The sequence below is a fragment of the Ignavibacteriales bacterium genome, from assembly GCA_026390815.1.
GTDB lineage: Bacteria > Bacteroidota > Ignavibacteria > Ignavibacteriales > SURF-24 > JAPLFH01.
On sequence record JAPLFH010000011.1, the window covers coordinates 23649 to 37214 of the forward strand.

General features: G+C 31.8%; 13 protein-coding genes. 2 read left to right on the forward strand and 11 right to left on the reverse strand.

The window, feature by feature from the left end; translation table 11 throughout:
- Positions 1 to 189: 189 nt before the first annotated feature.
- Entirely contained in the window at positions 190 to 831 is a 642-nt protein-coding gene (locus NTX22_04565; GenBank protein MCX6149777.1) for an adenylate kinase, read from the forward strand.
- A 40-nt stretch (positions 832 to 871) separates the two neighbouring features.
- On the opposite strand, the gene ftsE is transcribed toward NTX22_04565, so the two are convergent.
- From ftsE to alr, 11 genes are all read right to left on the reverse strand, one after another.
- On the reverse strand, positions 872 to 1549 hold the full coding sequence (gene ftsE / locus NTX22_04570; GenBank protein MCX6149778.1) for a cell division ATP-binding protein FtsE: 678 nt from the start codon (positions 1547 to 1549) through the stop codon (positions 872 to 874).
- Positions 1536 to 2282: a methyltransferase domain-containing protein gene (locus NTX22_04575; GenBank protein ID MCX6149779.1), complete on the reverse strand. Its 747-nt coding sequence runs from the start codon at positions 2280 to 2282 to the stop codon at positions 1536 to 1538. Before NTX22_04575 ends, ftsE begins: the two co-directional genes overlap by 14 nt.
- Complete coding sequence (gene pdxA, locus NTX22_04580; protein ID MCX6149780.1) at positions 2275 to 3258, reverse strand: 4-hydroxythreonine-4-phosphate dehydrogenase PdxA; 984 nt, start codon at positions 3256 to 3258, stop codon at positions 2275 to 2277. Before pdxA ends, NTX22_04575 begins: the two co-directional genes overlap by 8 nt.
- On the reverse strand, positions 3255 to 4511 hold the full coding sequence (locus NTX22_04585) for a GWxTD domain-containing protein (protein MCX6149781.1): 1257 nt from the start codon (positions 4509 to 4511) through the stop codon (positions 3255 to 3257). Before NTX22_04585 ends, pdxA begins: the two co-directional genes overlap by 4 nt.
- A gap of 61 nt (positions 4512 to 4572) precedes the next feature.
- A complete protein-coding gene (gene rho / locus NTX22_04590; protein MCX6149782.1) occupies positions 4573 to 5820 on the reverse strand; it encodes a transcription termination factor Rho in 1248 nt (415 codons plus the stop codon).
- A 157-nt stretch (positions 5821 to 5977) separates the two neighbouring features.
- Positions 5978 to 7255, reverse strand: a complete 1278-nt coding sequence (locus NTX22_04595) for a bifunctional folylpolyglutamate synthase/dihydrofolate synthase (GenBank protein ID MCX6149783.1) — start codon at positions 7253 to 7255, stop codon at positions 5978 to 5980.
- 82 nt (positions 7256 to 7337) lie between these two features.
- The gene (locus NTX22_04600) at positions 7338 to 8255 is read right to left on the reverse strand and encodes a dihydroorotate dehydrogenase (GenBank protein MCX6149784.1); all 918 of its coding nucleotides are present in this window, start codon (positions 8253 to 8255) and stop codon (positions 7338 to 7340) included.
- Positions 8252 to 9010, reverse strand: coding sequence for a dihydroorotate dehydrogenase electron transfer subunit (locus tag NTX22_04605; protein MCX6149785.1), 759 nt, complete (start codon positions 9008 to 9010; stop codon positions 8252 to 8254). The genes NTX22_04600 and NTX22_04605 overlap by 4 nt, the downstream gene beginning before the upstream one ends.
- A gap of 35 nt (positions 9011 to 9045) precedes the next feature.
- Positions 9046 to 10113 (reverse strand): mannose-1-phosphate guanylyltransferase, encoded by a 1068-nt coding sequence (locus NTX22_04610; protein ID MCX6149786.1) that lies wholly within the window; start codon positions 10111 to 10113, stop codon positions 9046 to 9048.
- 10 nt (positions 10114 to 10123) lie between these two features.
- Positions 10124 to 11023: a hypothetical protein gene (locus tag NTX22_04615; protein MCX6149787.1), complete on the reverse strand. Its 900-nt coding sequence runs from the start codon at positions 11021 to 11023 to the stop codon at positions 10124 to 10126.
- 3 nt (positions 11024 to 11026) lie between these two features.
- Positions 11027 to 12136: an alanine racemase gene (alr, locus tag NTX22_04620; GenBank protein MCX6149788.1), complete on the reverse strand. Its 1110-nt coding sequence runs from the start codon at positions 12134 to 12136 to the stop codon at positions 11027 to 11029.
- 109 nt (positions 12137 to 12245) lie between these two features.
- Here alr and NTX22_04625 point away from each other — a divergent pair, with 109 nt between their 5' ends.
- Positions 12246 to 13397, forward strand: a complete 1152-nt coding sequence (locus NTX22_04625) for a hypothetical protein (GenBank protein MCX6149789.1) — start codon at positions 12246 to 12248, stop codon at positions 13395 to 13397.
- The last annotated feature ends 169 nt before the right edge of the window (positions 13398 to 13566 follow it).

Below are 13566 nucleotides of genomic sequence, written 5' to 3' on the forward strand. Positions count from 1 at the left end.
CTCCAGATATGGATATACTTGTTATTTATTTTAATACTTATTTTGTAACATTTCAAAACTCGTGCTTTCTTTTGTTCAAGAAAATGAAAAGTAATTGATCTGCGAGACAGAATATCTAAAATATTTTTTACTTCATTTGCTTAAAAATCATTTTACCTATATTTTTAACAATAAAAATAAGGATTTTAAATGCGTATAGTAATGTTTGGAGCACCTGGAGTTGGTAAAGGAACTCAAGCAAAAATACTTGCAGATAAATTGAATGTTCCGCACATCTCTACTGGGGACATTCTTCGTAATTCAATTAAAAATAAAACCCCGCTTGGTCTTAAAGCAAAAGAAATTGTTGAATCCGGCTATCTTGTTCCTGATGATTTGATGGCGGATTTAATAAAGGAAGTTTTATCTGGGAAAGCTTGTGAAAAAGGTTTTATTCTTGATGGTTACCCAAGGACATTAGAGCAGGCAAAACTTCTTGATGAAATTTTTGCACTTTTGAAAACAGATACTGAACATTACATTGCCATTACTGTTGATGATGAACTAATAATACAAAGATTATCAAACAGGTTAGCCTGTAAAGAATGTGGTACTATATTCAGTATAAGCGAACTGGAAGGAAAAAGAGATTGCTCAAAATGTAAAGCTGTGGAAAGTTTATATAAAAGAAAAGATGACGAGGAAGATGTGATCAGAAATAGATTAATTGTTTTCCATAAGCAAACAGAACCGGTGCTTAAATATTATGAAAAAAAAGGAAAATTAATTTTTGTGGATGGGAATAAACCTGTTCAAGATGTTGCTCAGGAAGTTCTTGATAATATAAAGTGAAAAGTTATTCGACAGGAATTACAACAAAATATTTAATGATCTAACTTTTTTGAGGTTGCTTCAATATTACTTTAAGAGCTTTTCCGTTATCAAGTTTTACAATTCTCGCATTATGTTTGCGGACTAACTCGTAATTATGAGTAGCAAATAAAACAGAAGTTCCTCTGGAGTTTATCTTTTTCAATATTTCCAAAATTTCCAAAGAAGTTTCCGGATCTAAATTACCAGTTGGCTCATCTGCCAAAACAAGCATTGGTTCATTTATTATAGCACGGGCAATTGCAATTCTTTGCTGCTCTCCACCCGATAATTCATTCGGCATATTTTTTTGTTTATGCGACAATCCAACAGCTGAGAGAGCATTATAAACTCTCTTTTTGATTTCCCGCCCTGGTGTTCCTGTAACATCCAAAACAAAAGCAAGATTGTCATAAACATTTCTGTCTGTAAGAAGTTTGAAATCCTGAAAAATGACACCTAATTTTCTTCTTAAAAAAGGCAGTTCCTTTTTCTTTATTGTAATTGAATTATAAGGACCAACCTGAACGGTGCCGGAATGAGGAAAAAGATTAATATAAATCATTTGAATAAGTGTACTTTTACCAGCACCGCTTTTACCAATTAAAAATACAAATTCACCCGGCTCCATAGAAAAATTCAACTCGCTAAAAAGCGGTTGGTTGGGATATCCAAATGTAATATTGCTAAACGTTAGCATAACTTTTATTTTTTAATGCGACAAATTGAATTCGATATGACTTGCTTGATGCATCATTAAATGTAAAAGCATCAAAACAATTTTGAATATAAAAACCATTTTCAGTTAATAACTTAAAATATAATTCCATAGGATAAATTCTTTGCTGATGAACTTCTTCAACTTTAGATCCATCAGGGTATGTTAACGTAAATTTATTTGTATGAATTTTTTTCCCTTTATTGTAGACACTCTTCTGTATGTAACTCACTCCGTTAAAGATACCTTTCCGGTTCAAATAAGAAATATGATTAATGCTATTTAATTCTAATGTTACATCAAATGAAAAAATACCACTATCATCCAGCAATTCATTTATTTCTCTGAATAAGTTACTCAATGCTTTTTTTGTTAACAAATAATTAAAACTGTCAAAGGCAGAAAATATTAAATCATATTTCTTCTTGAATGGTAGGTTAACCATATTACAACAGACTTTAAGTAGACCATCATCCTTACATTTCTGCAACATATTCAAGGAATAGTCGGATACAATAATATTTTTATAATATTTTTTTAGATTAACTGCCAAACTACCATTGCCAGCAGCTAATTCTAAAACCTTTGGTTTTGATTTTAAATTATTTTTGGTAATTGAATAATAATAATGTGCCCAATCATTGTAATTAATAAAACGCATCAAGTGAGGATATATATCGGATACTTTTGAGTATGGCTTTTTTTTCTTAAGCATATCTATTTCGATTATCAATTATTTTATTTGCGTAATTGAAAGCTTCAACTAAACTATTTTCATCTGCTTTATTTCCACCAGCAATGTCGTACGCAGTTCCATGATCAGGAGAAGTTCGGATAATCGGTAAACCAGCAGTATAATTAACACCGGAATGAAAATTTAAAAGTTTAAATGGAATAAGAACCTGGTCATGATACATTCCTAAAACAAAATCATAATTCAAGTAACTTTTATTTGCAAAGAAGGCATCAGGTACAAATGGTCCGTAACAAAACTTTGAGTAAGACGACTTTTCCATTGCAGGTACAATGATTTTTTTTTCTTCTTTTCCTATTAATCCACTCTCTCCAGCGTGTGGATTTAATCCCAGAATAGCTATTTTCGGTTGCCTGATACCGAAATCTTGTTTTAAGCTGTTTGCAACTACTTCAATACTCCTTAAAATTCTTTTTTTAGTAATAAGTTTTGCAACTTTACTTATTGGTTTGTGGATAGTAAGAAGTCCGCATTTAATTTTATCGGAAAGAAACATCATCATAAAATTATTAACTGAAGACCACTCGGCTAACATTTCCGTATGCCCGGGATATTTTATATTTGCCAGCGATAGCGCTGTTTTAGAAATAGGTGAAGTAATTATTGCATCAACTTTTTTACTAATTGCAAGATTATAAGAAATTCTAATTGCTTTATAGCTAATCATTCCTGAATTTTTTGTTGGAAACCCAACCTTTAGCTTAGCTTTATCAAAATTGATTACGGTAACTTTCTCGCCATCAGAATTAGAATATTTGCTGATTACTTCAAACGGAAAATTTGGTACTACTTGATTAGTTGTGTTATCAAAAACATTTTTGGGACAAAGGAAAAATATTTTATTTAGGCTGGGGTTGTAAATTCTATTAATTGCTTTAATCGAAATCTCCGGACCAATTCCGTTAACATCACCGCAAGTGAAAATAAATTTCTTCATAATGAATTTTCAAGAACAAAATTTCCTAATCCAGTTTTATCTCTGAACAAAAATTTTCTTGAAGGCGAATTATAAGCCCAAATTTCAGAAACATTATTTGCGTTCGTATAAATTCTATTTATCTCATCGGGTTTTCCGTATTGAATATAAATTTTACCCCTGTCAGTTTCAGATCCATTATTTGCTCCCAAAACCGAATAGTTTAAAACTGAATAATCTACACGTTCATAAAATTCAAACATCAACTCGTTGAAAGTTGTTTGTGGTGTTGGGTCCAGTTTTTTCCAGTAATTGCACAACGACTGGTAAAGAGTTTTGCTTGAAGCTTTGTTAATAATTTTAATATCTTCTTCGCTTGCAACATATTTTAAAATCTTTATTGCAAAATCAATATTCATTAATGCTGTTGGTTTTTCAATCCAGGAGACAGACAATGGAAAAGAAAAGCTTTTTAGGTTATTCAGTGTTACTTTAAAATTATATTCCCCTTCCATTAAATTTTGATTAATTGAATGAGTAACAAAATTTTTTGTTAACGAACTTGTTTTATTGATTGACACAAATATTTTATTTTCAGATTCATTAAAGGAAAATGATGAGATGAATGATTCCTCAATCTTTGTTTTAAGAACCAATGAATCAGAATTTGATATTTCTAAATCGATTGAATTTATGGTTGTATCCTGAACGGGAATAATCAAATCATAATTCTTTGGAGAAAAGGGAATAAAGTCATTATAATTAGCAAGAACCATTGTAGAATCATTTATCACCACTTCTTTGTTCTGTTCAACTACAAAAGGTTTTAAAATCTCCTCTTTCTTTTTTGAAGATATTTCAAATAGAATTTCTTTTAATTTAAATTCAGCGCCAGAATTATCATCACTAAAAATTGGAAGGATTTTATATTTCCCATCTCCTAATTTCATTTTTAGGAAACCCTGGGAATATAAATCTTTTCGAGAAGTTAGTTCAAAATTATCTAATGATATTGTTTTCTCAACAGTTTCCCTAAAAACATTTTTTGTAAGAGAATCTGTTGCTTCTATTGTAATGTTAAATCGTGCTGTAAATTTTGAATTGTCTTTTACAAATACTAATTGTTCATAAGATACCCTGAATGGGATGAAACAATTTACATCAAAATTATCATGTGTCTGTATTGCTTCTATAAAAATTCCTTTTGGGGGAATCTGCGAGTAAACCAAGGAACAGATTACAAAAAAGAAAATGAATGCTTTATTTTTAATCATAATCAATTTTCAATCTTAGTTGATAATAAAAAAAGATGAATAGAGCATGATTGCTATTATATCAGCTATTCATATTATTCATAAATTCTTTATTAGTCTTAGTACCTCTAATTTTATCCATTAAGAATTCCATTGCCTCAACGGAATCAAAATCGCTTAAGATTTTTCTTATTATCCATACTTTGTTTAATTCATCTTCCCGTAATAGCAATTCTTCTTTTCTTGTTCCGGATTTATTCACATCAATTGCAGGAAATATTCTTCTATCGCTTAAATCCCTGCTTAATACAATTTCCATATTTCCAGTACCTTTGAATTCTTCAAAGATCACTTCATCCATTCGGCTTCCAGTATCAATCAAAGCAGTTGCTATGATTGTTAAACTACCACCTTCTTCAGTATTTCTTGCCGCACCAAAAAACCGTTTTGGTTTATGAAGTGCATTTGCATCAACTCCACCTGATAAGATTCTACCACTATGAGGTGCAACTGTATTGTTAGCTCTTGCAAGACGAGTTATACTATCTAATAGAATAACAACATCTTCACCGGCTTCAACCATTCGTTTCGCTTTTTCCTGAACCATATTTGCAACCTGAACGTGTCTATCAGCGGGTTCATCAAAAGTAGAACTAATTACTTCAGCTTGAACTGACCGTTGCATATCGGTTACTTCCTCTGGTCTTTCATCAATCAATAAAATAATTAATTTTACTTCAGGATGATTTCTTGTAAGCGAATTAGCAATTTTCTGAAGTAAAATTGTTTTTCCGCTTTTAGGTGGAGAGACTATCAATCCTCTTTGTCCCTTTCCAATTGGAGCAAGCATATCAACTATTCTCATCGAGTACTCGCCGGGTGCGGATTCCAGAATAAGTCGTTTTGTTGGATAAAGAGGTGTAAGGTTATCGAAAAGTGTTCTTTCTCTTATTGCCTCCGGATTTTGCCCGTTAACTGCTTCAACCCGAAGTAATGCAAAAAATCTTTCACCTTCTTTTGGCGGGCGAACCTGACCGCTGACATGATCCCCAGTTCTTAAACTAAACCGTTTAATTTGTGAAGGAGATACATAAATATCATCCGGTGATGGTAAATAATTGTAATCCGCAGAACGGAGAAAACCATAACCATCGGCTAAAACTTCAAGTACTCCTTTTGAAAAGGTCAATCCGTCTTTGGCGGTTTGAGCTTCAAGTATTTTGAAGATTAGTTCTTGCTTTCTTAAATCACTGTAACCAGAAATTTCCAATTCTTTGGCGATTTTGTACAAATCGACAATTTTTTTTGATTGCAGTTCAGAAATATCCATTGGCATATTTCAAATCCTGTTAATTATGTTACGAAAAATATTTAATTATTGTTACTCACAATAACCGGATTTGTTAAATCGGGGTTATTTTTTTAGATCACTCTGTTTATATGAAATTGTGATAGGAACAAGAGGAACTATGATAAAATTAGGCTTATTAAGAAATAATGTCAAGTGTTTTTTTAGTTAATAGTTTTTCTTTTATGAAGCCTAATATGTATATGCTCCCAAGTACCACTAGACAATGATTGTTTTTTGTTTTAATGAAATCTGAAATAAAACTTTCCACATCAGTTTCAACAAAACATTTTAGATTTAGTTCCAAAGCAATTTCACTTAATTGTTCAATCGTTGCACATCTATCTAATAAAATATCTGTAAAATGTATTTCAGTAAAGTAAGGATTTAAAGTAGAAAGCATATCTCTTATTGCTTTATCTCTCATTGCTCCAAATAGCAAAACTCTTTTTTCGTAATTGCTTGCTTCAGAAGCAAATGTTGAAATGAAATTTTCTACACCTTCCACATTATGTGCTGAATCGAAAATAACTTTTGGATTTTCGTTAATTATTTCATATCTGCCTTGTAATCCAGTGTTCGGAATAACTTTATCAATTCCCTTTTTGAATAAATTTTTATCTAACATTTCCAACGATTCAGATACTGTTAAGATTGCCAGAGCAGCATTATATTTTTGGAACTCACCCAACAATGGATTCGGTAAATTTTCAAAAAATAATTTTGGAAAATCTAATTTCAAACCATCAATTTCATTACTTCCATATTTCGAGATTTTAAATAATTCAACCGAAAATTCGTCACACTTACGTTCAATTACTTTTTCTGCTTCTAATGGAAGCCTGCCTATAAATACTTTACAACCTCGCTTTATTATCCCAGCTTTCTCTTCAGCTATCAATTCAAGTGTTTCGCCTAATATTTCAGTATGCTCGTAACTAATAGAAGTTATAATTGAGGCAAGTGGATTAATTACATTTGTCGCATCAAGTCTGCCACCTAAACCGGTTTCAATTACTCCATAATCAATTTTATTATCCGAAAAATATTTGAAAGCTAAAGCTGTAGTTGCTTCGAAAAAAGTAAGTTTCTCCTGTTCAATATAACTAAAATATTTTGAAATGAATCCAATTATATAATCGTCAGAAATTTCAAAATTTTTAATCTTAACTCGTTCATTAAATCTAACAAAGTGAGGAGATGTATAAAGTCCAACTTTAAAACCTGCTTCAGTTAAAATACTTGCGATGAATGAAGCCGTACTTCCCTTTCCATTTGATCCAGCAATATGAAAGGATTTAAAATCCTTTTGAGGATTTTGCAACAACTCTAAAAACTTTTCAATATTCTTTAAACCGAGTTTTATCCCAAACTTTTGCAAGGAATAAAGTTTACTTATTGCCGTTTCTAATTTCAAATCTTTGCACCTACTCTTTCTTCAGGTTCCATTGTCAAGATTTCAAGGTAATAAAGTTTTTCAATCGATTTTGGTATCAAAATTAAATAATATATGATCCCGTTAAATCAGCAATACTCTGAATTGACATTTTTTTGCAATACTCCACCAATCCATTAATGATTTCTACTCCGCAATTTGGATTAATAAAATTGACAGTTCCAAGCTGAAAAGCAGTGGCTCCAACAATCATAAATTCTACGGCATCTTCCCAGTTCATAATTCCACCTATACCAATAATTGGAATATCAACATTTCTTTTTATTTCTAAAACTTTAGCAAGCGCTACTGGTTTAATTGCAGGTCCAGAAAGTCCACCAGTAATATTCATCAATTTTGGTTTTCTGGTTTTAATGTTAAAGGAAGTACCGACCAACGTATTGATAGCTGAAACAGCATCTCCACCTTCTTGTTTAACAATTTTGGCAAATGATGAAATGCTTGCTGTATTGGGAGAAAGTTTTATGATGATTGGTTTATTAGTAATAGATCTAACTTTTTCAGTAATCTTTCCAACTGATTGCAAATCATTACCAAAAATTAATCCGCCTTCTCTTACATTTGGACAAGAAACATTTATCTCAAAAGCTTTTATTGTTTCTTCAGTTGTAAGTAACCGTGTACATTCAACGTATTCTTCAATTGTGCTAGCGGCAATATTACAAATAATAGCAGAATCAATTTCTTTTAAGAAAGGAATTTTTTCTTTTATAAATTCTTCAATACCAACATTAGCTAAGCCTATAGCATTTAGCATTCCAGCCGCTGTTTCAACTATTCTTTGCGGTGGATTTCCTTTTCTTGGTTTCAAACTTACTGACTTTGTAACTATTGCTCCAAGTTTATTTAAATCAGTTAGATTTGATATTTCGTTTCCATATCCAACCGTTCCGGAAGCCAGCATAACTGGATTTTTAAGTTTAAGAAAACCAATCTGTACGGATAAATCTATATTGTTCATATTACAACTTTCCTAACATCAAAGACGGGTCCATCTTTACAGACAAGATAATAACCTTCTTTATCTGTGGCTTCTATCGGGCAACCCTGGCATATACCAAACCCACATGCCATTGCACATTCTGTGGAGACTTCACATTCAAAATTGTTCTTAATACTAAAATCTTTTAGTATTCTTAACATCGCATTTGGACCACAGCCAAATATTTTAATTTTAGTTGAAGTTAAAAGATTTATATTCTCTTCAAGAAGCTGGATTACATTACCTTGGAATCCAAGAGAACCATCATCGGTAGAAATTAAAATATTTTTCATTCCGTAAGTAATAACATCTTTAGAAGAACGTCCTCCGATGAATGAAAAAATCCTTTTCTCTTCAGATAAATTTTTGGTTACAAATGGAAATGGAGCAGATCCTAAACCACCAGCAACTATAACCGCCGTTTCAAAATCACCTTTAAGATTAAATCCATTGCCAAGTGGTCCCAAAACATCAATGGTTTCACCAACTTTTTTGTGCGATAATAATTTTGTTCCTTCACCAAGGATATTAAACATAAAATAAATATGCTCCTCTTCAACTTCACATATGCTAAATGGTCTTCTTAACAGTGGGAAAGTAGAAGTTGAAACCTTGATGTTACAAAATTGTCCCGGTGAACAATTAAGAGCAATTTCTGGCGAATGAAGTTTAATAAGATAAATTGAGTTTTCAAGTTCGTAGGATTGAACAAGAACTGAGTTAGTTATTACCAAATCTTTTTCTCTTTCTTCCTTAATGAAATATTACACTATAAATGTTTTGTCATTTTTTTCATTTTAAGATAATCAACCACATTCTTAACTGCTTGCGCCTGATCTCGTTTGCAAACAAGCAGCGCATCTTTAGTATCTATCACAATTAAATTTTCAACTCCGATTAAAGCAACAAATTTCTTGGGTGAATAAACATAAGAGTCACTCGAGTTTTGTGTATAATTGCAACTTGGAATTGCGTTTCCTTCTCCATCCTTTGTGGAAAGCTGAAAAACTTCTTCCCAACTTCCAACATCGCTCCAGGAAAAACTTCCGCTTATTAAATAAACAATACTCGATTTTTCCATAATTCCATAATCCACAGAAATACTTTTTAATTGTCCATAAACTTTAGTAAGAGTTTTTTTGAATTTTAGTGTATCGATTTCTGGTTGAATTACTTTTAATCCATCCGAAAGTTCCGGCATATATTTATCAATTTCTCTTAAAATGGAATCAACACGCCAAATGAACATCCCGCTATTCCATAAAAAATCTCCACTTTCAATAAACCGAACCGCAGTAGCATAATTTGGTTTTTCTGCAAAAGTAAGTACTTTATAAATGCTGTCTTCCAAAGGAGATTCATCAACTTGAATATATCCATATCCAGTTTCTGGTCTTGTTGGATTTATTCCAATGGTTAACAATCCTTTGGATTTGTAAGCAAACTCAGCGGCATTCCGAATAGTCTTCTGGAATTCATTTTTCTCTTTGATAATATGATCGGCTGGAAGAGTTATCATAACTGCATCTTCACATTTCTTTTCGATGATTAATGATGCGAGTCCGATTGCTGCTGCAGTATTTTTACCAAATGGTTCATCAATAATATTTTGGGAAGGAATTTCGGGAAGATGGTTCTTGATTGCTTTCTTCTGAATTTTATTAGTGATGATAAATATATTTTCATTTTTTATTAATCCATCCAATCTAAAAACAGTTTCCTGGATCAGTGAATTTTCCCCAAATATTTTTAATAACTGTTTTGGCGTCTTCTCTTTGCTTCTGGGCCAAAAGCGTGCACCAACACCTCCAGCCATAATAACCGCAAATAATTCCATAAATTTTCCCTTAATTTATATCCTGAATTTGTTTACCAAATTTTTCTGCCCGGTTTAAATAATTTGTAATATCTACTTCCTTACCTCTAACTACAGCCACAATTACTATAAGACAAGCGCGCATTCCTTCCAGAACTTCTTTAACTGGTTGGAGCGACTGAGATTTTATAAGCAACAAAGCTTTTGCAAAAATGGAATGCATACTCGCAATTATCTCAAATCCAATTTTAGAAGAAATTTCTGCGTTCTTTTCCATCAACTTATAAAATTTTTCAAGTTCATCGTAGTTAATTTTTTCCGGGGATAGTTCTTTTAAGAATTGGTCTATTGCTTTAATGGGAGTTAAAATTCTTTCCTCAAATTTCTCAAAAAGAATGTCATCACTTTTTTCTTCCAATTCTAAAATAAATTCTTCTTTCAGTTTATCACTATCTGGTTGAGCGCTTTCTTTTTCTTTTATAAAAAGTTCTGACGATTTTATTTCATGAATTTCTTCTAAAACGATACCTTTTTTTTCTGTAACTGTTTCACTCATAGTCACAGATAATTTTGAAGTTAACATATGTTCTTTCATAGAAAAGCTGATCTGACGATAAATTTGTGGACTTATCTTATCAAGTAAATTGCTAAATTCTCTGGCAATGTACGAACCATGTTCTTTGAATTTATCAGAAAGTTTTAGAAAATCAATTTTCCCCATGGCAAGATAGGTAAATACTTCTCCAAGTTTAATTGCAAAAGTAGAAAGTTCGGTTACTTTCTTCATTTCCTGTATCAAGTTTTCTAAATCTTCTGCGTGTGTAATTTCCTCGCGGAGTAAAGCAACTACTTCAATTTTTTCTGTGCTTAAACGAAGATTATTTGCGGCAGAGACAATGCATTGAACTATATATTGTTTTATTAAATCCATATATCAGTCAATAAAAACTCTGGGAATCCGTTTACTAATGTTACAGGTTATTTCATAAGGAATAGTACCTAAAATCTTCGACCAATCCCAAGCATTAACTTCGGCTTTTTTATCTTTGCCAAGAAGAATTATTTTGTTTCCTTCTTTAACTTTACCATTTCCAATATTAAACATAATTCTATCCATGCAAACTTGCCCGACTTGTTTGTATTTTTCCCCTCCAATTATTCCTTCAACTTTGTTGGTAAGTGCCCGGACGTATCCATCTGCGTAACCAATTGGAATTGTAGCTACTTTAGTTTTTTGTTTAGCAATAAATTTTCTTCCATAACTAACTGATTCACCTTTATTAATTTCTTTTATGCTGGATACAAATGAAATTAAGGACATTACCGGTTTTAATTTAATGGATTCGCTTGTTTCAAGTGAAGGGAAATACCCATATAAAGAAATTCCCGGACGAACCATGTCAAAATAGGAATCGGGTAAATCTATAATTGCACCGCTGTTTGCAGTATGTGCTAAACCATAATTTACTTTTCTATGTTTTAATTCTTTAACTATTTCAGCAAATCTTTTAAGTTGTAGCTGGGCAAATGATTTATCCCTTTCATCCGAGGTTGCAAAATGCATATAAATTCCATCAACAATAATATCATCCTGTTTTGAAAGATTTTCAACAAAATTTACTGCTTCATTAAACCGTATGCCCAGTCTTCCCATCCCCGTATCAATTTTTACATGAACTTTTATTTTTCTTCCATTGCATGATTTCTTTAGAATCTTGATATGATTTTCATTGAAAACTGTGGGAAGAATGTTATGCTTAAAGTACTCTTCAACATTTGATTCAAGTATAGGTGAAAATACTAAAATTGGCTGTTCGACAATTACAGTTCTTAATTCCAATGCTTCTTCAATTAAAGCTACGCTGTAATAATCCGGTTGTTTTTCTTTAAGAGAATTCATAGCATTTACACATTCAATCATTCCATGTCCATAAGCATCTGCTTTAACTACAGCCATAATTTTAGTGTTTCTAACTTTCTTTTTTATATTCAAAAAGTTGAACTTCAAATTAGAGAGGTTGATCTCAGCAAAAGTAGGGCGCATAATCCTATTCATTTAAAATGTCTTGCAAAATATACTTCTTGTTATAGTTAGAATCAATTTAGAAAAGAAGCTTTGGATTTACCCATTTTAACAGATTGAGAACTTTAAAATGACATTTTCAGTTTTCATATTAAGGAAACAATATGAAAGAAAAATTATCATGGTAGGTTTTCGATTTACAGATTTTAGACCTGATCCGAAGAATGTAAATGCATTTGAACAGCTTCTTGATCTATTCTTGCAACTGCTTACACTTACTTCTGGTGATGTTTCTGAGGCATTGCGGCTGTTGAACCAACTTGATGCTAAATATAAGTTAACATCGGATAAATATGGAGTTGGGGATTTCATACAGGAATTGAAAGACAAAAATTATCTCAAAGAAGATGAAGCAGATCCAGATACTTTAATTATGACAGCAAAATCCGAGCAATCGATTAGAAGAAAATCCCTTGAAGAAGTATTTGGGAAATTGAAAAGAACATCCGCTGGAAATCATAGAACTCCCTTTTCTGGTATTGGAGATGAAAAAACTTCAGACAAGCGTGATTATGAATTTGGTGACTCTCTTGATCAAATTGATATGACCGACTCAATAAAAAATGCGCAAGTAAACCATGGGATAAATGAATTTTCTTTAACGGAAGATGATCTTGAAGTTGAAGAAAAGGAATTTAAAACCATAAACTCAACTGTTTTGATGATTGATATTTCACATTCTATGATTCTCTATGGTGAAGACAGAATTACTCCCGCAAAAAAAGTTGCAATGGCATTTGCAGAATTGATAACAACCAAATATCCAAAGGATACACTTGATGTTATTGTATTTGGAAATGATGCCTGGCCAATTGAAATAAAAGACATTCCTTATCTCCAGGTTGGTCCTTATCATACAAATACTTTTGCAGGATTAGAACTTTCAATGGATATACTTAGAAGACGAAAGACAAGCAACAAACAAATATTTATGGTAACAGATGGAAAACCAACCTGCCTTAAAGAAGGAATTAAATATTACAAAAACAGTTTTGGTTTGGATAGAAAAATAGTTAATAAAACTTTAGATCAGGCAGCTAAATGCCGGAGATATGGAATTACAATAACTACTTTTATGATAGCACAGGATACTTATTTGCAAAGGTTTGTACGCGATTTTACTAAAGCAAACAATGGTAAAGCTTTCTACAGCACTCCGGATACGCTTGGTGAATATGTATTTGAGGATTACGTTAGAAACAGAAAGAAAAGAGTGAAATGATTTCCCGGTTATCAGTTTATAGATCGCTGTTGTTGTTAAATCTTATTTCAATAAATAATAGCATCTTAAAAAGAGAATTCCTTCTAACTTTTTACATCTGACGTTTGACATTTCACGTCCAACGTCTTAGAATAAAATATCATTTAATACTAAAATTGAAACAGGATTT

What these genes read in the sequence shown, in the direction of transcription:
- NTX22_04565 (MCX6149777.1), top strand. Translation starts at nt 190, where the DNA reads ATGCGTATAGTAATGTTTGGAGCACCTGGAGTTGGTAAAGGAACTCAA.
- ftsE (MCX6149778.1), bottom strand. Translation starts at nt 1,549, where the DNA reads ATGCTAACGTTTAGCAATATTACATTTGGATATCCCAACCAACCGCTT.
- NTX22_04575 (MCX6149779.1), bottom strand. Translation starts at nt 2,282, where the DNA reads ATGCTTAAGAAAAAAAAGCCATACTCAAAAGTATCCGATATATATCCT.
- pdxA (MCX6149780.1), bottom strand. Translation starts at nt 3,258, where the DNA reads ATGAAGAAATTTATTTTCACTTGCGGTGATGTTAACGGAATTGGTCCG.
- NTX22_04585 (MCX6149781.1), bottom strand. Translation starts at nt 4,511, where the DNA reads ATGATTAAAAATAAAGCATTCATTTTCTTTTTTGTAATCTGTTCCTTG.
- rho (MCX6149782.1), bottom strand. Translation starts at nt 5,820, where the DNA reads ATGGATATTTCTGAACTGCAATCAAAAAAAATTGTCGATTTGTACAAA.
- NTX22_04600 (MCX6149784.1), bottom strand. Translation starts at nt 8,255, where the DNA reads ATGAACAATATAGATTTATCCGTACAGATTGGTTTTCTTAAACTTAAA.
- NTX22_04610 (MCX6149786.1), bottom strand. Translation starts at nt 10,113, where the DNA reads ATGGAATTATTTGCGGTTATTATGGCTGGAGGTGTTGGTGCACGCTTT.
- NTX22_04615 (MCX6149787.1), bottom strand. Translation starts at nt 11,023, where the DNA reads ATGGATTTAATAAAACAATATATAGTTCAATGCATTGTCTCTGCCGCA.
- alr (MCX6149788.1), bottom strand. Translation starts at nt 12,136, where the DNA reads ATGCGCCCTACTTTTGCTGAGATCAACCTCTCTAATTTGAAGTTCAAC.
- NTX22_04625 (MCX6149789.1), top strand. Translation starts at nt 12,246, where the DNA reads ATGACATTTTCAGTTTTCATATTAAGGAAACAATATGAAAGAAAAATT.